Below are 22,060 nucleotides of genomic sequence, written 5' to 3'. Positions count from 1 at the left end.
CGAGCGTTTGACTACAAATCGATCAAGGATAAGCAGGAAGAAAAAGAATTCTGGGTCAACATCGTCGCCACAGTCGTCATCGTTGGCGTCAGCATCTTCTGTCCCCCAGCCGGCTTGGCGTTAGGAGCAGTCTATGGCGGTTTAGAAGTCAGCTCCGCTGTCAGCGGGAAGGACTGGATCTCAGGCCGAGAACTCAGCACCAGTGAACGCGCAACGCGCGGCGTATTCGGCATGTTAGACGTCATCCCCGGTGTCAAAGCTTTGTCTGGTGGCGCGAAAGCCGCCTCAGCCGGTAAAAATATTACCCGCTTAGGCGACAATGTGATCAGCGGGGGCAAAAACGCCCTAAAAACCGGCACCAAAACCGTTTCCAGCAAAGTTGATGACGCTCTAAAAATGGGGCAAGAATTAGCCAGTAGTCGCATCAAAAACGCGAGTACGAGCTTCAAAGAAGCGGCCCATTCCATCGGCGACGGCGTGAAAGAAGCCGGTAAAAAGGTTGGCAATCTCAACCTCACACCGGGTCGAGAAATGGCTGTCGCAGGCGGCGGGAAAATCGGTGCAGGTGTAACCGTAGGCGAAGTTGTTAACGACATCAAAAAAGGGGCCCAAACAACAGGCAATAAACTAAAAGACTTCCTAAATGATGCCGCACATCTCAATATTAGTGGAAGTGGAAAAGGTGGTCATATTGATGATACACTAAAGGGAGCTAGTGTAGCTGATGATATTCCGTCAGGTGGATTTAGAGATATGATGACACCAGAAGAATTAGCGAGATATGATAAATGGTGGGAAAGTAAAACCTGGAGTATCGGGGAAGAAGGAGCCACAATAAATGGTAGGAAGTATACGGCACATTCGTTAGAAAGAATGGCACCATATACACCATCAGTGAGAGCTACTTTGGAAGCTAGAGCTGGTAAACAGGCCTCTGCTAAAGGTTACAAACCAGGTACAGCAAAGTATAATGATTATGTCAAGAAATACGTTCAGCCTAGAAATATTCCGCCAACAGTTATTGAGGATGCAATTGCTAATGGTACAAAATCTGTAGGAAATAAAGCTGGCACCTGGATATATCAAACGAAAGATGTTAAAATAGTTGCTAATTATAGTGGAGATGTCGTAACGGTAATACCTAAGTAAAAATTGGAGGTAAGTATTAATGTATATTGAATATGATGAATATGAGTTGTTAGAGCTTTTCTTAAATGAACCTAGTAGTCTGTATGATAATGAAGAAGATGGAGAAGTTAGCTATACAAAAAAAAGTCAGAGTGATTTTGAGTTGACATTGTTCATACATACGTACCAAATGGAATGTGAACTATATTTAAGTTTTAAGGGAAAGGATATCTTTTCAGTAGAATTAAAAGAGATAGTAAATATTATTAAAAAGGATAATATTATGAGTATTAATTCTGCAAAGAAAGAATTGGTACAAGTTTATTTCGGCGAAGATTTTAATATAAGAATAATTTAACAAATAAAGCTGTTCTTAGATTTTGAACCAGAGGTAAGTCACCTAGTTACCCGAAGGGCTTGCCCTTGATGATTGAAAAAAGCAATGCTATGCTGGCATACATGACGGAAAAAGAAAACTGTTCTTGAGTTTCTCACCGTCGGTATAAAATGTCCAAAGCATTGCTTTTTTTTGATTGTCAAGGGTAGCGGATGGAGCCGGCTCATGAGAGAATATCAGCGGCACCTATTTGCTGTGAATTTCAGCAAAAGGATGAAAGAAATTAAAAAAGTTTCAAATTCTCGAAGAAGTGATGCTGTCAAATTGTGATAGGTAGTGAAAACAAAATTAAAATAATTTCTAAAAAGCGTAACAAAATGCCCCTTGCTGGGTAGTTATTGTGTGAAGAAGGCGACAAATCGGTATTTCCAGTTGAGTGTTAGAACAAAGACAAGAATAGTTACTGCCCGTGACTCCGTGCGCTTTGCGCCGAAGGTACAGCAAAGCAAGCACGAGGGTCAAAAGGGCAGGGGAACGCGAAGCGTTCCTTGTAGGGCGCAAAGTAACACCGCCCTACGCCTACAGACAAAAAGACGGCAAAAGCCCGCAGCACAAGGGATTGTGGACAAAAATCATTTGTTGAAAAATGAAGAGTTGAAGGGAGCTGGTTTTATAACAACACGAAAAGAATTAAGTATCAAGGTCGATTATCTGAGCATGGTATTTGACACTATTAATGCAAAGGAACTGATACAACGGATTTTAGGACTGCCGTTTGAGTTCTTTAACCAGCAGGAAGCCAGAGTGAAGCACAGGGCATATACAAGCCTTTACCAGTGTGGAAATATTAAAGTATTTGCAGATGTGATTCCAAACAAAGAGAATCCCTTGGGATTAGGTTGTTATCTGGTATTAAGCGGAAAGGGGTGCAACGATTATCAGGATTGTATGTCCATGCAAGGTAGGTGTGAATATAGCTATGGTGACTTTTTTCAGAAATGTTGTCGATTATTGGAGGAATCAGTCTTTCATTTGACACGACTGGATATTGCCATAGATGATAAGAATGAAACACCTCATTTCACCATCGAACAGATAAAAAAGAAATGTCTGAAAGAAGAATTTATATCCAAAAGCAGAAGCTACCGATTTGCGGAAAGTAGTTTTGCAGATGGTACAGCAAAAACTGCTTATATTGGTGATGGGAAATCGAACTTATCTTATCGGTTTTATGATAAAGACAAAGAACAATGCGGAAAATATGATATTCCTTATGAGGAAATGGAAAGCTGGAAACGGACAGAATTACAACTACGTGATGATGTAGCCCATCAGTTTGCTATGTTGTTTTTAGAATCTCCAGCAGATTTAGGCAAACTGGCATTTGACTTGCTGGGGAGTTCACTTCGGTTTGTGACAGAGGATAAGATGCAAACAAAAGCCGTTGGAAAACCAGTCAGTTTTGGGAACGGTTTCTAGGAGCAGTCAAGCCATTAAAGATAAAGCCTGAGAATCCTGTTAATAGCCTTTATGAGACGCAACGATGGTTAAAAGAGGTGCATTGTCGGCGGTTAAGGTATTTCTATTCTTGCAAGAAAATCATGCATTGGGAGATTTAGAAGATTTGGGAATAATGATGGATAACGTCCAGTACAGCCATATGTTAAGTCAAAAGTTGGTAGCACATTTAAATCAGATAGGCAGACAAGAGTTGATACCATTAGTTTATCAAGATACAAAAAAAGAGCCTTTGTACGAGCAGTGAGCTCGTTCACAAAAACTCTGTTTGTGAGATTACTTATCAGATTCATATTCCAGTATATCACCCGGTTGAACCGATAATGCTTCGCATATTTTATCGATGACTTCTAAGGAAACATATTTTTGAGATGATATTTTCGACATAGTAGCGGATGATACGCCAATTTTAAGCCGTAATTCCTCTTTGGTCATATTCCGACGATTTAGTAAGTCCAGAAGTTTGTAATATTTGATAGACATGCTTACCCTCCTTTAAAATCTATTTCATAATTATACAGTAAAATGGTTTAGAGGAGGATTTTATATGCAAAAGGTATTTGAAGATGAATTTATGAACTTACAATCACAGCTTGTTTCATTGTGTTTGGAGCTAGTGGGGGAAAGAGTAGATAATATTTATATCTATCTATCAATAGAAAAGCAAAGTAAAATGTTTAATGTGTTTTTTCGTGTTGGAGAGGAAATTAAAACTTTAAATCAAATGAATTTAGATAATGCACTAGTAATGCAATTTTTAAAGATAGGGACGAGCGATATAGAGGAAATAAAGCAATTATGTTCTGAATACGATATGCCTACTCCGACCGAAATGAAAATGTATTATGAAGTAAAAACTGGAAGATATAATATGGATTGTAAGTATGAGAGTGTGTGTTCTGGAAAAACAGGAATTAATGCGGGAGAAGTATTTATAAAGTGGATTCTAGAATCTAAAAATGGAGATGCTAATTGAAAAATGAATAATTGGAGATAACTTTCAATTACGTGATGGAGAATCAGCAGAGTACCCTTGCCTATTAAGGGAGATGAATTAAATGAAACAGATTAATGAAAAAAAGAATATTTTAACTCAAAAAGTAAAAGAATTAGGATATAGCGATTTAAGGGTGTGTATTTTCAATTTGCGAGATGAGAATAGAACAGAATGGCAAACAAGAATTGAATTTGATAATGAAACAGGAGTATATAAGGTATACTCATTGGCAGACAGAGCAAGTTTGATGGGAAAAATAGAAAGTTTTAATGATTATCAAAGCGCCGAGGAAAGATTTTTGCGAAGGTTAAAATTAACTGTGGAATACAATAAATTGAGAGTTTCTCGAAATGAGTTGCCGGAATATTCTTCTCCACTGTGGGATGAAGAATAAAAGACTAATGAGTAAATAAGTGCAGGGGAAAATGACTTGTTAATGAGGATAAAATATGAATCATAATTTAGCAGAGTATAAGCAAATTTTAGAAGAAGATATCCAATTATTAGGATTTGAAGAATTAAGGTATTCAATATTTGAAGGAGAAGAGAATAATAGAGAAGAGTATCAGGTTAGGATTGAAAAAAAGCAAGACATTTTTGAAGTTTATGTAACAGGTGAGCGAGCTAGTGTAATGGGAAAGCATAAGTTTACGAGTGTTTTTGAAGCTATGGATAAGTTTTTAAATATCATGCAAAGTAGAATCTTGTCAAACCGTCGAAAAGTTAAAAATGGAGAACCCCCGGAATATCCCTGTCCGTTGTGGGATAATTAATCTAAGCTCATTTTGTTAGATTAATTAACTAAGCAACTATCCATATTTACAGATAGTTGCTTAGTTTTAAAAAGATAAGCAGTAGTGAGTAGAAAATGATTAAACTGAATATTATGCAATTATAGAAAGGACACGCCCAATGAGAGACATCCAATACAACAGCGAGAAATAGGTCAAGATGGGCACCTCCATCGCAGAGCTAACAGCCAGCAACTGGTTTGCCGGGTTGTTTCACGAACTGAACAAGGTCAACAAGAACTATGAATTCGTCTCAGCCGGTAAAAACATCGTCCGTTTAGGTGACAATGTGATCAGCGGAGGCAAAAACGCCCTGAAAACTGGTGCTAAAAATATTTCCAGTAAAGCAGATGATCTCTCGAAAGGAGTCAAGAAGCTTTCTGGCAAAATGGATAACGCCATCAAGACAGGGGCGCAGACGGCTTCGACTAAAGTTGACAATGCACTCAAAGTAGGGCAAGAATTCGCGGAAACCCGTATCAAAAATGCGAGCACGAGCTTCAAAGAAGCGGCTAATTCAATCGGAGACAGCGTAAAAGAAATAGGCAAAAAGATTGGGAATATCAATCTGCTTGTTAGCCGAGAGATGGCCGTTGCGGGTGTTGGAAAAGTAGGGGCAGGCACTACCGTAGGCGAAGTCGTTCACAACATCAAAAAAGGGGCCTAAACAACAGGTAACACAGTAAAAAAATCATGAATGATACCTTGCATTTAAATATAAGCGGGAGTGGAAACAGAAGTCAGATTGATGATACACTGGAAGAAGTGAATGGCGCTAACTTTGGAGATAAAACTAAATTAGAGTCACATTTCAACAAGCATGGTAAAGAATTTAAAGGAATATATGGTGACTGCTGAGGAGTATTTACAAGGTGCCAGAGACGTCATGAAAAATGGGATTAAGGTTCAGTATAATTATAAAGGTGAAATGAGAAATGGTTATGTTAAGTGTATGGGAATAATTCAAAGGGAAATGCAAAATTTGAGTTTGTTGGAACTAATGGTAAAGGAGAAATAACATACCATGTAGAAAGTGGTAAAACATTTTGGAAGATGCTTAATGGTAAAAATATTGCAGAAATTAATCCTATTGATTAAGGAGATGCCACATTGGAAAATATTGCAAAAGTAATCAGTTTAGATGAAGATATAGAAGAAGAAGCATTAGTACAAATTAATAGTGTTGAATTTGCAACATTTATTGCATATTCACCCTATCCCATAGAAGTGGGTAAGCAATACCCTGTGGAAATTAGTTTTTTTGTGGATGAAGCTAACGTAAGAGAAAATACAAGTGAAATAAAAGGCCTTATTAGAAGTGAGGAGACATTTGGATATACAGTAAATGGATATTTGAATAATAAGGGGCAGTTAGATGTTGGTTTTCTGATAGAAGATGATATCTTTGAAGATTATCAATATTTATATGGAAAATATGTAATTTTAGAAGTGGATAGAATTAATTCAGAATTTCTTATTCAAGAATAACAATGCTTTAGATTAATGATGACAAACAGTGGCTATAGAGAATATCATTTACCCGCTTGTCCACTTGAAACAATGGAATAAAGTATCCTGTCAAGAACTTGCCAGATATCTGATGCGAAGAGTTCTTTACAGGGTACTTTTTATTATAGGTTCAAATGATTGCAACAAATAAGAAGTGAATCTTCGAGTTGCTCAACTACCTGTTAAAATGCCGCACATGGTCCTAATTTCTGATGGATTTAGCAAACTGGCTGCGCAATATACAGAACAACAAGGAATCGAAGCCCTGCCACGGCCGTGGTTGCCGCCGCTTGAAGAGCGAATACCACTAAGTAATATTAGTATTACTAATTTTGAAGAAGCATGGCAAAAAGAAGAAAAAGATTTAAATATTATCTTAGGAATGTTAGATCAGTCGCACATTTAAATGAAAAAAATGAAGCGAATAACATTGTTGGAAGAAGTGATTATTCAATTGAAGAGATACCAGGAAGAGGGTTAATCAAATTAGATGAGCCTACTTTATTCCAAACTGCACTGCCAAATGATGGAACTAACGCAATTGAGATTATACAAAACAACCAAGATGAAGCAAGCAAAATGTCAGAGTTTTGGAAAGGCGAAATCCCAGAAAATATACCAATGGTGCCGGAAGAACTGCACTTTGCTAATTTTATCAGCAAGAAAAAAACAAAAAATATGTTGAAAGAAAAAGCACTTCTCCCAATTGGATTAGAATTTGAATATGCCAGTCCAGTTGGGGTATCATTAAGTCAGCATAATTTAACTGTTGTCATGCCAAGTATTGAAATGCTCAATCAAGTCATTACAAATGCGGGTCAATTACTTGTAGAGAAAGAGATCAAAGAGTTAGTGGTTATTGATACTCCTGCAATGGACTTAATCAAATTGAAGGAATTGCCGCTGACATATATTTCAAATAGTGAAAGGATTGAAGATAAGATTGCTTTGGTTTATGACATATTCAAAACAATGGAAAAGGCTTATTTAGAGGAATTGAATGATGATAATACACTCACAAAAGAAGTCTATTTTGAAAAAATTACGCCTCAAGTAATTATTATCAACTCAATCGTCCAAATATATAACCAACTGTCTATGGATACACAAAAACAACTTTTAGAGCTGTTGAAAACAGACGGTAAGATGGGCATTCAATTCATTACAGGAAATGATCTAGGTAGCATTGCGAAAGAATATAGTCCAATAGGCGACTATATTCGTGCAGCAAAACAAGTTTTATTAGGCGTACGGTTTGCAGATCAAGCCGCCTACAGCTCAACAATTAGAATAACGCAAGAAAAACCATTAGCGCCACAAGAAATCTATTTACTATTGGAAGGTAAGGCAGAAAGGCTTAAAATTCCAAAAGGATAAAAAAGAAAAGCAGACAGGAGAACCCATGAAAAAAATCATCGTTGGTTTATTGGCAAGTATTTTATTCATAGGAGGTTGTTCAGACATGAATGAAAAGACAGCGGAAGAGAAACTACAGGAAGGAACCACACCTGTTCAGGATTATGTGGGGCAGGGATTCTCTTTTGTAGATGGAGACAAATCGGAAGAGCTGGTCAAGAAAAAGGAAGAAGAAATTAAGCAGGTCGCCATTGATTATGTGAAAACAACCTATAAAACAAATGTGAAAGTTAATAACGTCGTACCAGCGAGAGGTGCGGCAGTAGTGATGGTAGAATGCGAGGCACCGATTCAATTCCACACCTCTGTGATTGTAGGACTAGATATGCGTAAAGGGACGGTGGGAGACGCGCGCTCAGATGAAGGCGAAGTAGAAAAAGCGATTGTCGGTGGTCTATATGCGAAAGCGTATGAGGAAAAATTTCAACATTTAGATGAATTTGCGGCAAAACTAGCGCAAGAATATGATTTATTAGGCATGACAGAGGAAGCGATTGATAAAACCTCATCAGTAGGATATGAAAAAGAGTATTATTTTATTTCAACGTCAGATAGTTATTATCCAAGTGTGTATAATGCATATTTAGCTAATCCAGAGATTTCGGCGGATGAATTATGTGAACTGTTTATGCAGGATGATCCAGCAAATGAAAATATATCAATACCAATGGATTTTTACATTGAAGAAAATAAATTACCAAAACAAGAACTAATAAATGATATGGCTGGAGAACTTCGTCAAGAGCAAGGATTGCCTAAAGGGAATTATTCTATTGTAGTGTATAAAGAATCGAGGAGGCTTACCGGATGGAGAAAATGTAAATGTAGAGGGAATTATTAAATATTAGGGAGTATAAATCATGGACAGACATAGTTTACAAGTTAGATAGTAAGAGCGTTAATATGCTCCTTATGACCATAGCTAAAACAGATAGTATTGATACGTAAATAGAATTCAAAAGTTGTAAATTTAAAAGGATAAAATTTTTCTATCCAGTTTACTTTAACAACTTTTTTATTTTGCCTACCCATTTTAGGAATGATTAATGAATAAATATGATATTTTAACTAAAAACTCAAGCGGTTTGGATAAAATAATCTGGCAAAATTGTCATCTGAACTGGATGCGGTTATCAGCTGTATAAACCCATAAAGAAGACATAGTTTTGCATAAATAAGAATAAATAGGATAAAATCATAAATTTGTCAAAAAATAGACATAATTAAACAGGAATATAGTATATAAATCGAAAAAAAGATCAGCCAGCAACCATTATAATGGGATTATATAAACAAAATTTTACGATAGTAAAATAAATCGGCATATACAAATTCCAAAACCGATTTATTAAATAAACAAAAAGGAGAAGATGATGAGCAAAACGGGAGGATGGATAATTATTTAGACGGTGCTAATTGTATGTGCTGTTATGGTGGTGGGGATTTCAGGGAATCTGGTCATTATTTTATTGCAAATGCCTTTTATTGCAATGGTGGCCTATGCATGTACAAGTCCTAGCAAATTGTTGGGGGTATCTATGCTGCCATAGGATTTATTATTTTATTTGGTTCTCAAACTGAGTATGTTTCCGGGAATGGAGTACCTTATTTAGTCTTATTAACTTTACCGCACATGACAGTTGATGGCAAAGCTCCAACAGAAGTTATCCCTTTAAAGCTTGATAATGATAAAGTCTATTTTTGGTACTATGAAGATTTAGAAACAAGACTAGTGGAAGATTTGGATATTGAATTTTAAAAGTACTAAAGGGGTCATATAAATTGGACCGATTAACATCACGATATTTTACTATCGTAAAACAAAGAACGGGAGGAATATAATTTGCGCGTCACTTTAAAAACACCAAAAAATAAAACCAAAAGAGTTCCGATTGGTATCAATTGGGTATTTTTTCTCTTTTCATATCTCACTTTGTTATTTCGTGCAGATATTACACGCCTAATTGGCTATGCTTTTCTGCGTGCTATTAGTATGATCATTTTCTTGTTTATTAGTAAGATAATTGGCTTTTTTATAATGGTGGGGATTCAGTTGTTTTTTACTTGCAACTACAATCAATGGTACATAAAAAGAAAATTAGAAACAGGTTGGACCTGTGAGACGGAAAAGGATCGGCAAATTCTGATTGAGAAAGGGATTATCAAAACAACTTATGACTTCACAAAATAATGAATTCAAAATTTATCGCAGCTTCGCACAAAAAATGATTCATTTTATCTTCTCAGCTTACATTTTTATTTTCTTTCTGGATATAAGAGAAATTTTTAGCGGCTGGGTGCTTATTATAATTACTGTAGTCACTCTCTACTGGTTGATTCGGGATTTGATCAGTCTTTTTCTGAAAAAGGTTATTCTTGAAACGACACCTGAAGGATTGATCATTCTAAAGGGGAGAAAAAAACGACAAATTCCTTGGATGGATATCCAGAAAATCGAATTAACGGAAAAATATGGCTATCCGGTCATCGTCGTGTTCCCAAAAGAACATTACCAAACGAAATTCACCGTATCGCCTCAGGTTACGGATATAAAAAGTACGGAACTTATAGCGGAAATCGTGCGGAAAAGGGCGGAATATATGGATGCTGAAAAAGCATAATCCGCCCTTCTGAGTAAGACCATCTTCGCCAAAACTTTTCGCTATGTAATGCCAAGTGTGCCACTAGTCAATCAGTTCTGTAGCAAGTGTCAGGCTGGCGAAATCACCAATCGCATCGCCAAGTTTGGCGGGGACGATCTTACAGTCAGCAAGGTTTTGGGGGAGGCATTCGGCACGTAGCCTGTCCATCATACTGGGTTCGAGCAGCGCGGTCTGGCGTTCATAAATGCTGCCAATGATGATTTTTTCAGGATTGAAAGCATCTATCAGTAGCGCCACTCCTGCCCCAAGTTGATGTCCGACTTCCTGATAAAGCGACTTGGCCAGCGGATGTCCATCATTTGCTAGAAAGGCTAAATCTCGAGCCGCATTTTTAGCATCAAATGATTTCCCGGGAAATAATTCTTCCCAATGCTTCTGGGCAAGAGTGGCAATTCCTGCTCCACTACATGAGCCTTCAAAGGAACCGGCCTTTCCAAAACCGACTGGCCCATTGTCACGAATTCGCAAATGCCCAATTTCCCCGGCTTGTCCGCTTTTACCACGATATAACCGACCATCTAAAATGAGCCCTGCTCCCATTCCTGTCCCAAATGTCAAAAATATTAAATGCTGGGCATCTTGTCCGGCGCCAAAACGGTGTTCGGCAAGTGCACAGGCATTGGCGTCATTTTCAAGACGCACAGGCAGGCCATAATGTGTGGCAAATTGTTGGACGATTTTAATTTTATCCCAGCCGGGTAAATTTGGTGGCGATAAAATGATGCCTTTTTCTGCATCAAGTGGTCCGCCGCAACTGGTGCCGATCGCTTTGACGGGGTGTTCGGCAATAAAAGCATCACAATGAGTCATGAAACGTGCAATGGCTTCTTGTGGCGTGCTGGGAGTGACCCAACGTTTTTTGTCGATAATTTGCAGTTCTTTATTGTGATATTTGCCAAGTAGACAAGCACATTTTGTTCCGCCAATATCTAATCCAATGACATAATTACTCATGGAAAAATACCTCCTCTGCTTTTTCACAAAGATAATGATAAATCGGCAAATGAAATTCTTGGATGTCAGGGGTTGTTTCTGCTGGCACAATAATGGCGGTGTCGCAAAGTTCGACCATCTGGCCACCAGTTCCGCCGGTCAATCCGATCGTTTTTAAGCCGCGCCCATGTGCCACTTCGATCGCATGAAGGACATTGGTGGAATGCCCAGAAGTACTGATTCCTAGCAAAATATCATCTGGTTTTCCTAAGCCAAAAATTTCTTGCGCGAATACATAATCGGGATGGACATCATTGCCAAATGCAGTTGATAAGGCATTGTTTCCCCCAAGTGCGAGGGCTGGAAGGGCACCCTGTAGATTTTTCGCCAAGTGGTCCGCCGTTTTTTCATCAAGTTGAGGCAGTTGAGCTGGACTGACCGGTCGTTTTTTCTGAAAGCCTTTCATTAATTCACCCACGATATGCAGGCTGTCGGCCGAACTTCCCCCATTTCCGCAAATGAAGAGAGTGCCGTTTTTATGATAAAGCTCAACAAGCATTTCACCAGCTTTGGCAATATCTGATGCGCAGTCTGCTAGTGCGGGATAGCGGCGTATCAGGCGCTCTAATAAATGATCTGACATTCTTTTTCCTCCTTTTATAAGAAAACGTTTTCCTTGATAAACGAGAATAAGTGCAATTGGTAGGCATGGTGAATAAAACAAGTGTTGTCAACATGTTATATAAATAATTGCATTTATCTCGGCTATATTATATAATGTTTTTGCGAAAAAGGAAACCGTTTTCACATCTTTTTAGGAAAAGGGTTTCCTCAAAAACGCTAGGGCTCTAAACGAAAAGGAGGGGAAATTTTGCGAAAGATTGCTATTATTCATACGACGGCTGTGACGATTGAAAGCTTAAAAAAAGAAATGCAGCAAACTTTGCCGGAATATGAAATTGTGAATTTTTTGGATGATTCAATTTTGCCAGAACTGATCGAAACGCAAGGCGAGTTGTCGAAGGTCAAGGAACGGCTGCTTTCGTATACACATTTTGCGGTAGAGCAGCAGGTTGATGCAGTTTTGTATGCCTGCTCGTCTGTGGGTGAGATAGCGGAAATGGCTGTTGAGCCGGTACCGGTTCTTCGCATTGATGAAGCGATGGCAAGAGAGGCTGTTGAACACGCGGATCAAACTATCGCCGTGCTTGCTACACTGCCGACTACTTTAAAACCAACTGTCAATCTGCTGAAGCGAAAAACGGCGCAGGCTGGGAAAAATATTGAAGTCACGGCTATGCTTGAAACGGAAGCCTATCGCTGTCTGCAAGCTGGTGATGCGGAAGGTCATGATGCACGCCTTGCAAAACGAATGCAGCAGCTGTTAGAGAAGGCGGATGTGGTTGTGCTTGCTCAGGCTTCCATGGCAAGAGCAGCAAAAGAACTGCCGGAGACACTGCAGAACCGGATTCTAAGCAGTCCGGAAAGCGGCATTCAGCATTTGAAAAATATTTTGGCAGAGAAGTCATCATGCTGACGCTGGCAATTGATCTCGGCACGACCAATTGCAAGGTGGGGCTGTTCAACGAGTTGGAGCAGATCGCCATTGCTAAGCGCGCCACCCCATATCTGAGTGATCGACATTTTGGAAAAGTGATCGATCCGGTCGCATTGCAAGAAATGATTTTCCAAATGGTTGACCAGATTGCTGAAAAAAAGGCGGCAGTACGAGCCATTGTGCTGACTGGTATGGCCGAAACTGGTTTGCTTGTAGATCGAAAGACTGGCCACCCCTTGACACCGCTTCTTCCATGGCTGAATGATCAGGCCGCTGAATTCCCTCTTTCAAAAGACGATGTGGCAGCTCGCTTTTTTAAGACGGGGCTTCGTGGCGGGCTCAAAACCAGTTATGCGAAGCTTCTCTATTTGCAGACTCATTTTCCAGAACGCTTGGAGCGCGGGATTTGGCTTTCGGTCGAGGATTATCTGGCCTACGTGCTGACGGGTGAAAAAAAGGCCGAAAAGACGCTTGCACAGCGGACCTATCTGTTTGAGCTTGAAACGGAAGCCTTTATGTCGCCGTGGGCAGGTCGACTTTTGCCGGACATTGTTGAAAGCGGCAGTGTGACTGGACGGGTTTCTGCCAGGTATGGGAGCAGGTGGCGTTGGAGTCGGCATACGGAGGTGGCTGTGGCGGGGCATGACCATGTGATTGCTTCTTTGATTAGCCGTTCGGAAAGGCAGATTTTCAATTCGATCGGGACGGCTGAAACGATCCTAGGGCAAATGCCAAAACGGCCACTAGTCGAGCGGGACCTGGCTTCGGGGCTGACGTTCGGGGTGGACGTGCGGCCGGGGCAGCTCTACTGGATGGCTAATATTCAGGCGAGTGGGGCGGCAACAGAATGGGTGAGACATTTATTCGGATGGGATTATCCGGCCTTACTGGGCTGCTTGCGTGAAGTGCCGGAGACGCCAAGTGGGCTGCTGTTTTTGCCCTATTTGAGCGGTGTGGGGACGCCTCTTTTTGATGCAAGCAAACGGGGATCGCTGCAGGGGATTGGGCTGGCCACTACGCGGGAGCAGGTCGTTCAGGCGGTTTTTGAAGGAATCGCTTGCCATTTTGCCCTGCTGTGCAAGCAGTTGCCATGTGCAGACAAGATTCTGGCAGTTGGCGGCGGTGCACAAAATCCTTACTGGATGCAGCTGAAAGCAGATCTGACCGGCAGCCCTGTGGAGATTCCCGATGTGGATGAGCCGGCTATACTGGGGGCCGTCAAATGCTATTTGAAAAATGATACACCTACAGAAAAAATCAAGCAGTACTATGAACCAGATGAAAAACGCGCCCGCCTTTATGAAAACTGTTTGGAACAGGTCGAGCGCCAAATTGAAGAGTGGAGGAATGAACAATGAAAGCATCAACTTTAAATGACATACTGCCGGTAGCGGAAGACGAGAAATTCGGTATCGGTTCTTTTTCACCCCGATACACCCTGCTGATCGAACCGGTTCTAAAAGCGGCCAATGATTTGGCGTCACCACTGATCGTCCAAATTTCACAAAAAGAATTTGATCGGTTTTACAATAATGCGGCCGAATTTGCAGAAGAGTTCTATCGTGTGTTGGAAGCGGAAGAAATCACCGTTCCCGTAGTGCTCCATCTTGATCATACAAAAGATGTCAGCGTGATTGAGGAGGCGATAGCGGCTGGCTTTACGTCGGTAATGATCGATGCGTCTGATCAGCCTTTTGATGCGAATGTCAAGGTTACACAGGAAGTCGTGAAATTGGCACATGCGAAAAATGTTTCGGTCGAGGCGGAGCTTGGGAAAATTGGGACGACGGACTTTATCGAAACGGAAACGGATGAGGAGCTCTACACCGATCCAAGTGAAGCCGCTGATTTTGTCGAAAAAACGCATGTTGATGCTTTGGCTGTGTCGGTCGGAACAGCACATGGTGTCTATAAAGTTAAAGCGCCAAAAGTTGACTGCGAGCGGCTTCGGGCAATCAGAGCTCTTACGGATGTTCCGCTGGTTTTGCATGGCGGCTCCGGTGTACCGCCAGAAATGGTCAAAGAAGCAATCCAAACGGCACATATCACCAAAGTCAATATTGCGACTGATTTGGAGCTGGCCTTTTTGGCAGCCATTGGTCGGGAGAAAAGCCTGACAGATGCAGAGTCGAAAGCGTTGCCGGCAGAAATGATCGAAAAAGGTCGGAAAGCAGTTTACGCGGCTGTGCAAGAAAAAATCAAGCATTATCTAGGAAGTGACCAAAAAGCAGCACGTTTTTGAGGAGGAATGAACAGGTTGGTAGTAGCAGAAGCAAAGAAACAGGCGAAAGAAAAATTATTCGCAAATGGGAAGGAACTGGGACTGGTCGGCTCGAATACGGCTTATCAGCAAGTATGGGCGCGTGATAGCATGATCAGCGGACTCGGCCTGATCGTTTGCGGTGAAGAAAGGGGGCTACAAATCCACAGGCAATCACTGGAAACCCTGCGAAAATATCAGTCAAAGCTGGGAAAGATTCCGCATAACGTGGGGCTTCCTGGCATCATTGATCCGGCGCTGCTCGCACATGGCATGAAAATGCACAGTGAGGGAAAAGCGGACGAAGCGGTCGTCGATTCCATTCATGCCGGCTGTATTGACAGCAATCTTTGGTATATCATCGGGCAGTATGGCTATTTTCAAGCAACGGCCGATTTGGATCATCTGGCGGCCGTGTGGGAAAGCTTGAAGCAGGCTTTGCGCTGGCTGGAGTATCAGGACTCGAATGAATGCGGACTGCTTGAAGTGCATGAGGCGATGGATTGGGCCGATTTATTTGCCAACCGTTACAATGTGCTGCTTGATAATGTGCTGTACTATGCCGCTTGGAAAATCATGGGGCAGCTGGCGCAAAGTCTTGGCTTTGAAGCGCTCGACTACTTTCAAAAAAGTGAAGATGTTTACCGGAAAATTAATGTTTTGCTATGGGTTGGGCAGGAGGAGCCGAATGATTATGAGGAGATTGGCAGCTTATGCAGGGAATGGCTCTACCCTTTGAAACGCGTGGAAACCGAACTTGTCGAGCGGCCGTTTTACCTGCCGTATATGGGTTTTCGCGAATATGCAGACCGTTTTGACACGCTTGCGAATCTACTGGCCATTCTTTTTGGCGTGGCGGATCAGAAAAAAGCGGAGAAGATTCTTGATTATATTCATGGCTGCGGCTTAAATCGCCCTTATCCGGTGCAAAGCGTCTATCCTGTCATCCAGCCGGGAGATAAGGACTGGCGGGAATATTATCGTGTGCGCAATTTGAATCAGCCGCATCACTATCATAATGGCGGGGCGTGGCCGTTTATTGGAGGATTCTATGTGGCCGCACTCGTGAAAGTCGGGCGGTTGGCAGAAGCGGAACAGGAATTTCAGAGGTTGACGGAAATGAATCGAGGCGGACAAAAGAATGATTGGGAATTCAATGAATGGTTTCATGGGACGACTGGACAGCCAATGGGCTTTGCCGGGCAATCCTGGTCGGCTGCAATGTATTTGTTTGCAGAAAAGGCTGTGAGTTCCTCGGAGGTTCCAATATTTAATCAGCAAAATGACTGGTAGGTGAAAGAAAATGATGGAAATCGAACAAATGCGGCAACTTGGCGCGTATTTGGCAGAGAAGCAGCTGCTGTTCGGCCAGGCGGGCAATCTCAGCCAGCGGATCGGGCAGTGCGAGTATGTGATCACTGCGAGCGGGACTTCTATTGGTCATTTGGCACCGGCAGATTTTGCCCATTGTCAAATTGGCGGGAAGCAAATAGCAGGAGCCAAGCCGAGCAAGGAGGCCCCCATGCATGAGGCGATCTATACTGCACGGCCGGATTGCCAAGCTGTCATCCATGCGGCCCCGTTTTACAGCACACTTTTGGCCTGTTGCGAGGAGATTCCGCCGCTAGATGGCTATTTTGTCGAAGCAATGTACTATCTGGAAAACATGTCTGTTGTGCCTTATAGGCATCCCGGGTCCATCGAGTTAGCCAAAGAGGTGGGTTGTCGTGCCGAAAAAACCAATGTGCTGCTGCTTCAAAATCATGGGGTGCTGGTCTATGGGAAAACTGGTGAGGAGGCGCTCGTAACGCTTGAGACACTGGAAATGGCGGCGAAAATGCAGGTGCTTTCAAAGGGGCGGATAGCGTCTCTTGCTCCGGCAGTCATAGCAGATTTTCGCGAAAATGCCGGCTACAAGCCAAGAAGAAGGTGGCCGCAGTGATCGGGATTGTTGCAGATGATATTACAGGCGCGAATGATATTGGGGTCATGTACAGCAAATGCGGCTATATCGTGGAAATTCTTTTCGCTGGCGGGGAGCTTGATTCTGCTGCCAGCAGTCCGGATGTGCTGATTATTGATACTGACTCGCGCTTTGATCTGCCGGAAATCGCCTATCAGAAGGTCTTTCAGGCAACGGAAAAATTGAAAAGCTACGGAGCGACGCAATTTTACAACAAAACGTGTTCCGTTTTTCGAGGCAATATTGGCCCGCAGTTTGATGCCATGCAAGATGCGCTGGGAACGAATTTTTCCATCCTGATCGCGGCTTTCCCTAAAAATGGTCGCGAAACGAAAAACAGCATTCATTATGTGTATGGAAAGAAATTGGCGGACTCGGCTTTTCGAGATGATCCGATTCACCCGATGCACGAATCCGATCTAAGAATCATTGTCAGCAGCCAAACGAGGCGACCGGTCGAGGCGATTCATCTGGCTGAGATCAGGCAGCCGGCGATCTTTCGTGAAAAATTGTCGCGGTACCGGGAGCAGGGCGGCTATGTGATTTTGGATGCGGAAACGGAGGGCGATTTGGCGCTGATTGCCGAAATGGTTGAAAACGAGCCGATCATTGGCGGCAGTTCAGGCTTGGCGGAAAAGCTGGCCAGTCGAAAACGTTCTGCAGAAGGCGTTTTAATCATTGCTGGCAGCCTCACGCCGCAAACGAATGCCCAGATCGAACGGTTCAAAGCAGCCGGACAGCCGGTTTTTGAATACCGGCCCGAGATCGAGCAGTCAGTCGGTCTTGCTGAGATGATCAAGCTGCTGCAGGCAGGGCGGGACGTGCTTCTTCATTCGCCACGTCGGCAAGAAAATAGCGATCAAACAGTTTCTCGGCAGGTGGGCAAGCAGATTTCGGCAGGACTTGCGGATTGCGCTCGGCGGATTATGAAACAGCAGGTCGACAAGCGGCTCATTGTAGCAGGTGGTGACACTTCGGCAGCGGTTTGCGAGGCACTGCAGATCAAGCGCATGCAGGTTCTAGATGAAGTTGAGCCGGGGCTGGCAGTCTGTCGAGCGCAGGAGTATGAGCTGATTCTCAAATCTGGCAGCTTTGGCAGTGCGACCTTTTTTACTAAAGCAGTTGATAGATTGAAAACAGGCAGGTGTAAATAGCGTTGAAGCATGCAGAACGGATTGAGCAAGCGCAGGAATACTTCGATAGGCAGTCGCCTAATACGCATCATCATTATGCGGACTATCATTTGGAACCGCTTTCCGGATGGATGAATGACCCGAATGGCTTGGTGTTTTTCAAGGACTACTATCATATTTTTTATCAGTGCTACCCTTTTGCCGCTGAAAATGGGGCTAAATACTGGGGGCACGCGCGAACAAAAGATTTTTGCCATTGGGAGCATTTGCCACCTGCTCTCGCACCGAGTGAACCTTATGATCGGGATGGCTGTTATTCGGGCTCGGCGGCAGTGATGGAAGACTGTCTCGTGCTGATGTATACGGGGCATGTCGATCGTGCGCATCCGAAAGAAGTGCAGTGCATGGCCGTCAGTACAGATGGCATTCATTTTGAAAAAAGTCCGCTGAATCCAGTCATTGCAGGGCCGCCACCGGGTGTGGGGACGGATTTTAGAGATCCACGGCTGTGGGGTGAGCGAGATGACTGGCATGCTTTGGTCGGCAGTCAGGGGCAAAATGGTGTCGGTCAAGTGCTGCGCTATGCCTCACAAAATGGTTTTGACTGGACCTACCAGGGGGTCTTTGCAGGCGGAAAAGACGAGGCGCTAGGTTTCATGTGGGAATGTCCAGACTATTTTCAAATGGGGGAACAGGCTGCCCTGATTTTGTCACCAGAAGGGATGAATGGCATCAGACATCAGAGTATTTACATAAGCGGGCCTAACGTTTTTCCGGAATTTCAGCAAGCACGCATGGGGCTGATTGATCACGGCAGCGATTTTTATGCGCCACAGCTTTTACAGGCACCAGACGGTCGAACGCTTCTGATTGGCTGGCTGAATTTATGGGAGTCCTCCATGCCGACGAAAGAACTGGGCTGGGTGGGGACGATGACGATTCCGCGAGAGGTGTCGCTGGACAAGGCCGGGCAGCTTGTTCAACGTCCAGCACGTGAGCTTGAAAGAATGCGCAAGGCGGTTCGGTCCGCTCATATTACCGGGCAGAATGATTGGACGATTTTGCAAGAAAATTTTCAAAGCGGTGAAATTCAGTTGGATATTTTAGATGTGCGTCCCGTGGAATTAGTCATTTTTAAAGGCGAGCATGAAGAGACACGCATTCGTTTTGCACGTGAGGAAGGAATGCTGTCGGTCATTCGTGAAAAGTCGGACAGTGGAGACCGGTCAACGGTTCGGAGTCCCTTGGCGGATACGCGGATCAGGCTTTTTCTCGACCGTTCGACGTTGGAGATTTTTGCCAATGAAGGGAAAAGCGTCCTTTCAACCAGAATCTATCCGCAGAAAACAAGCGGGCAGATGGCGATCAAAGTTCCAGCAGGCGATTTGGTGGCTGTGACATGGTGGTCGTTCAAAAAAATTTTAGAGGAGGAAGACGATGAAAAAAATGCACATGATTGGGAATGCTCATATTGATCCGATTTGGCTTTGGCGCTGGCAGGAGGGGTTTCAGGAAACAAAAGCTACTTTTCGGTCGGCACTTGATCGTTTGGCGGAATATGAGGATTTTATTTTCACTTCCAGTTCAGCGGCTATCTATCAATGGGTCGAGCGCAATGATCCAGAGATGTTTGAAGAGATTAGGCAACGCGTTCAAGAAGGGCGCTGGGTCATTTGCGGTGGCTGGTGGATGCAGCCGGACTGCAATATTCCTTCTGGGGAATCCTTTGCCCGTCAAGGCTTGCAGGGGCAGTGCTATTTTGAAGAGAAATTCGGCGTAATGGCAAAAGTTGGCTACAATGTCGACAGCTTCGGGCATAATGGCATGCTACCGCAGATTCTCAAAAAGTCCGGCATGGATCACTATCTTTTTATGCGTCCAGCGCCAGATGAGAAAGGTCTTCCAGCGCGGCTTTTTCTATGGGAATCAGCAGACGGCTCACGGGTCAGTGCATTTCGCTTACCTTTTGAATACTGCACCTTTGGGAAAATCCGCGAGCATGTGGCGCTTTGCGAGTCTGAGTTTGCCGCTTCTTCCGATCATCTGATGAGCTTTTATGGGGTTGGCAATCACGGCGGTGGCCCGACAAAGGAAAATATTGAAACGGTGAAGGAACTAATGGCGGAAAAAGATTATGAGATTCTTTTCAGCTCGCCGAATGCCTTTTTTGAAGAAGTGACTGACTTGAATCTGGAGTTGCCGGTGGTGCATGACGATCTGCAACATCACGCAAGCGGTTGTTATAGCGTGCACTCAGAAATCAAGCGCGATAATCGGCTTGGTGAGAATATGCTGGTTGCGGCTGAGAAGTTTGGTGTTCTGGCAGCGAAGCTTTTACAAAAACCGTATCCGGATAATCTGCAGCATGCCTGGCAGGGGCTACTTTTCAATCAATTTCATGATATTTTAGCAGGCACATGTATAAAGCCTGCCTATGAGGATGCCAAAGATCTAAATGGAGAAGTGAAGGCTATTGCAGCTCGTGAAATGAATGAGGCACTGCAGGCGATCAGCTGGAAAATCAATATCGAACAGGAAGACGGCATGAAGCCAATCGTTATTTTTAACCCGCACAGCTGGCCTGTCAAGGCGAATATTGAAGTGGAGTGGGGCGTATTTGGCAATTACCCGTTTCCGAAAGCTTTTCATGTCGTGGCCTCGAACGGAGAGATCATTCCTTATCAACGGCTGACTGCGCATGCGAAGACACCGGGCGTCAAACGAATCGGCTTTATTGCAGAGCTGCCACCGCTCGGCTATACGGTTTATAAAATAAAAAAAGCGGAAGTAGAAACGCATGCAAGTGAAAATGTATGCGCAACAGCTCAGTCGCTGGAAAATAATCGCTTCAAGCTGCTGCTGGACACGAAAACCGGCGCGATCAAAAGCTTATTTGACAAAGTGCATCAAGTGGAGGTCTTTAATGGTTTGGCGGCTCTGCCGGTGGCTATCAATGATTCGGGCGATACCTGGGCGCCTCAAAAGCTACTCTTTAATGACAAGGCAGGGCAATTTGAAGCTGTGAGGATGCGTATCCTTGAAGAAGGGCCAGTGAAAAGCACCCTTCAAGTGCAAAGCGTCTATGAAAAATCGACTATCATCCAAGAATTTACTTTATTCAATGAGTTGGATTTTGTCGAAGTTGCTGTCAAAATCAATTGGCAGGAGCCTGCTAAAATGCTCAAATTTGAATTTCCGGTCAGCACCGTCCAGCGGCAGCCTCTTTATGAGATTCCGTTCGGCATGATCCAGAGGGAAGCAAACGGTGAAGAAGAGCCCATGCAAAACTGGTTTGACGTAACGGGAATTATCAAAGAAACTAAGCAGCGGTATGGCGTGGCAATCATCAATGATAGCAAATACAGCGCAAGTGTGACTGGCCATGTCATGGGACTTACGGCACTGCGAAGCACCATTTACGCGCAGCATGATCCTTATGAAGTCGATCCGGAAGAAGTATATGATTATATTGATCAGGGCATTCAGTATATGCGCTACCGGATTGTGCCGCATGCCGGAGCCGCACGAGAAGCCCGCCTCACACAGCGAGGATTGGAACTTAATCAGCCAGAACAGGTAGTAATTGAAAGCTATCATCCAGGACCACTTCCAGAGACGGATTCCTTGATTGAAATCTCAAATGAACAAGTGATTCTTTCCGCAATGAAAGAGGCGGAGGATCATCAAGGCGTCATTCTTCGTTTTGCTGAAACAACAGGAAGCAAGGCGCAGACGGTCATACAATTGCCGAAGTGGGGGCAGCGTTTGGAAGTCGAGTTCGGCCCGCTAGAAGTGAAGACATATCGCCTGATGGATGATGGTGTAACAGAAGTTAATTTGATTGAGAAATAAGC

Annotated in this window: 24 protein-coding genes and 1 pseudogene; 22 read left to right on the top strand and 3 right to left on the bottom strand. The window is 43.2% G+C overall.

Going from position 1 to position 22,060, the window contains the following annotated elements; all coding sequences use genetic code 11:
- The 4 genes and pseudogenes from CS921_RS08960 to CS921_RS15695 all read left to right on the top strand — a co-directional run.
- Positions 1-1,149, top strand: a pseudogene (locus CS921_RS08960) (hypothetical protein); the annotation flags it as partial.
- Positions 1,150-1,168: 19 nt separating this feature from the next.
- Positions 1,169-1,486, top strand: a complete 318-nt coding sequence (locus CS921_RS08955; protein ID WP_099223068.1) for a hypothetical protein — start codon at positions 1,169-1,171, stop codon at positions 1,484-1,486.
- 381 nt (positions 1,487-1,867) lie between these two features.
- Positions 1,868-2,944 (top strand): replication initiation factor domain-containing protein, encoded by a 1,077-nt coding sequence (locus CS921_RS15705; RefSeq protein ID WP_240422329.1) that lies wholly within the window; start codon positions 1,868-1,870, stop codon positions 2,942-2,944.
- A gap of 64 nt (positions 2,945-3,008) precedes the next feature.
- Complete coding sequence (locus tag CS921_RS15695) at positions 3,009-3,230, top strand: hypothetical protein (RefSeq protein WP_240422328.1); 222 nt, start codon at positions 3,009-3,011, stop codon at positions 3,228-3,230.
- A gap of 29 nt (positions 3,231-3,259) precedes the next feature.
- Here the strand turns inward: CS921_RS15695 and CS921_RS08945 are convergent, their stop codons facing one another.
- The gene (locus CS921_RS08945) at positions 3,260-3,466 is read right to left on the bottom strand and encodes a helix-turn-helix domain-containing protein (protein ID WP_099223066.1); all 207 of its coding nucleotides are present in this window, start codon (positions 3,464-3,466) and stop codon (positions 3,260-3,262) included.
- A gap of 64 nt (positions 3,467-3,530) precedes the next feature.
- Between CS921_RS08945 and CS921_RS08940 the strand changes: the two genes are divergently transcribed.
- The 10 genes from CS921_RS08940 (at position 3,531) to CS921_RS08895 (ending at position 10,317) form a co-directional block, all read left to right on the top strand.
- Positions 3,531-3,959 carry a hypothetical protein gene (locus tag CS921_RS08940; RefSeq protein ID WP_099223064.1) on the top strand — a complete coding sequence of 143 codons (429 nt, stop codon included), beginning with the start codon at positions 3,531-3,533 and terminating at the stop codon, positions 3,957-3,959.
- Positions 3,960-4,041: 82 nt separating this feature from the next.
- Positions 4,042-4,374, top strand: a complete 333-nt coding sequence (locus CS921_RS08935; RefSeq protein ID WP_099223062.1) for an Imm59 family immunity protein — start codon at positions 4,042-4,044, stop codon at positions 4,372-4,374.
- Positions 4,375-4,429: 55 nt separating this feature from the next.
- Entirely contained in the window at positions 4,430-4,753 is a 324-nt protein-coding gene (locus CS921_RS08930; protein WP_099223060.1) for an Imm59 family immunity protein, read from the top strand.
- 178 nt (positions 4,754-4,931) lie between these two features.
- On the top strand, positions 4,932-5,438 hold the full coding sequence (locus CS921_RS08925; protein ID WP_099223058.1) for a hypothetical protein: 507 nt from the start codon (positions 4,932-4,934) through the stop codon (positions 5,436-5,438).
- A gap of 443 nt (positions 5,439-5,881) precedes the next feature.
- Positions 5,882-6,259, top strand: coding sequence for a hypothetical protein (locus tag CS921_RS08920; RefSeq protein WP_099223056.1), 378 nt, complete (start codon positions 5,882-5,884; stop codon positions 6,257-6,259).
- A 217-nt stretch (positions 6,260-6,476) separates the two neighbouring features.
- Entirely contained in the window at positions 6,477-6,686 is a 210-nt protein-coding gene (locus CS921_RS08915) for a hypothetical protein (RefSeq protein WP_162921734.1), read from the top strand.
- On the top strand, positions 6,623-7,657 hold the full coding sequence (locus tag CS921_RS08910; RefSeq protein ID WP_162921733.1) for a hypothetical protein: 1,035 nt from the start codon (positions 6,623-6,625) through the stop codon (positions 7,655-7,657). The genes CS921_RS08915 and CS921_RS08910 overlap by 64 nt, the downstream gene beginning before the upstream one ends.
- A gap of 25 nt (positions 7,658-7,682) precedes the next feature.
- Positions 7,683-8,537: a DUF1672 family protein gene (locus tag CS921_RS08905; RefSeq protein ID WP_338037321.1), complete on the top strand. Its 855-nt coding sequence runs from the start codon at positions 7,683-7,685 to the stop codon at positions 8,535-8,537.
- 1,002 nt (positions 8,538-9,539) lie between these two features.
- Positions 9,540-9,887 carry a hypothetical protein gene (locus CS921_RS08900; RefSeq protein ID WP_099223050.1) on the top strand — a complete coding sequence of 116 codons (348 nt, stop codon included), beginning with the start codon at positions 9,540-9,542 and terminating at the stop codon, positions 9,885-9,887.
- A complete protein-coding gene (locus tag CS921_RS08895; RefSeq protein WP_099223048.1) occupies positions 9,871-10,317 on the top strand; it encodes a hypothetical protein in 447 nt (148 codons plus the stop codon). The genes CS921_RS08900 and CS921_RS08895 overlap by 17 nt, the downstream gene beginning before the upstream one ends.
- Positions 10,318-10,380: 63 nt before the next feature.
- Here CS921_RS08895 and CS921_RS08890 read toward each other — a convergent pair whose 3' ends face one another.
- On the bottom strand, positions 10,381-11,313 hold the full coding sequence (locus CS921_RS08890; protein ID WP_099223046.1) for an ROK family protein: 933 nt from the start codon (positions 11,311-11,313) through the stop codon (positions 10,381-10,383).
- Complete coding sequence (locus CS921_RS08885; protein WP_099223044.1) at positions 11,306-11,935, bottom strand: D-sedoheptulose-7-phosphate isomerase; 630 nt, start codon at positions 11,933-11,935, stop codon at positions 11,306-11,308. Before CS921_RS08885 ends, CS921_RS08890 begins: the two co-directional genes overlap by 8 nt.
- Positions 11,936-12,163: 228 nt before the next feature.
- On the opposite strand from CS921_RS08885, the gene CS921_RS08880 reads away from it, so the two are divergent.
- From CS921_RS08880 to CS921_RS08845, 8 genes are read left to right on the top strand one after another with little or no spacing between them, the layout of a single operon-like run.
- Positions 12,164-12,829: an aspartate/glutamate racemase family protein gene (locus tag CS921_RS08880; RefSeq protein ID WP_099223042.1), complete on the top strand. Its 666-nt coding sequence runs from the start codon at positions 12,164-12,166 to the stop codon at positions 12,827-12,829.
- The gene (locus CS921_RS08875; protein WP_099223040.1) at positions 12,823-14,208 is read left to right on the top strand and encodes an FGGY-family carbohydrate kinase; all 1,386 of its coding nucleotides are present in this window, start codon (positions 12,823-12,825) and stop codon (positions 14,206-14,208) included. Before CS921_RS08880 ends, CS921_RS08875 begins: the two co-directional genes overlap by 7 nt.
- The gene (locus CS921_RS08870) at positions 14,205-15,092 is read left to right on the top strand and encodes a class II fructose-bisphosphate aldolase (RefSeq protein ID WP_099223038.1); all 888 of its coding nucleotides are present in this window, start codon (positions 14,205-14,207) and stop codon (positions 15,090-15,092) included. Before CS921_RS08875 ends, CS921_RS08870 begins: the two co-directional genes overlap by 4 nt.
- 15 nt (positions 15,093-15,107) lie before the next feature.
- Positions 15,108-16,403 (top strand): amylo-alpha-1,6-glucosidase, encoded by a 1,296-nt coding sequence (locus tag CS921_RS08865; RefSeq protein ID WP_205527775.1) that lies wholly within the window; start codon positions 15,108-15,110, stop codon positions 16,401-16,403.
- Positions 16,404-16,413: 10 nt separating this feature from the next.
- The gene (locus tag CS921_RS08860; protein ID WP_099223034.1) at positions 16,414-17,052 is read left to right on the top strand and encodes a class II aldolase/adducin family protein; all 639 of its coding nucleotides are present in this window, start codon (positions 16,414-16,416) and stop codon (positions 17,050-17,052) included.
- A complete protein-coding gene (locus tag CS921_RS08855; protein ID WP_162921732.1) occupies positions 17,049-18,227 on the top strand; it encodes a four-carbon acid sugar kinase family protein in 1,179 nt (392 codons plus the stop codon). Before CS921_RS08860 ends, CS921_RS08855 begins: the two co-directional genes overlap by 4 nt.
- A gap of 2 nt (positions 18,228-18,229) precedes the next feature.
- Positions 18,230-19,681, top strand: coding sequence for a glycoside hydrolase family 32 protein (locus tag CS921_RS08850; RefSeq protein ID WP_162921731.1), 1,452 nt, complete (start codon positions 18,230-18,232; stop codon positions 19,679-19,681).
- Positions 19,644-22,058 carry an alpha-mannosidase gene (locus CS921_RS08845; RefSeq protein ID WP_099223028.1) on the top strand — a complete coding sequence of 805 codons (2,415 nt, stop codon included), beginning with the start codon at positions 19,644-19,646 and terminating at the stop codon, positions 22,056-22,058. Before CS921_RS08850 ends, CS921_RS08845 begins: the two co-directional genes overlap by 38 nt.
- Positions 22,059-22,060 lie beyond the last annotated feature (2 nt).

The organism is Listeria costaricensis (assembly GCF_900183385.1).
GTDB classification, from domain to species: domain Bacteria; phylum Bacillota; class Bacilli; order Lactobacillales; family Listeriaceae; genus Listeria; species Listeria costaricensis.
This window is presented reverse-complemented; position numbering and strand designations above follow the sequence as displayed.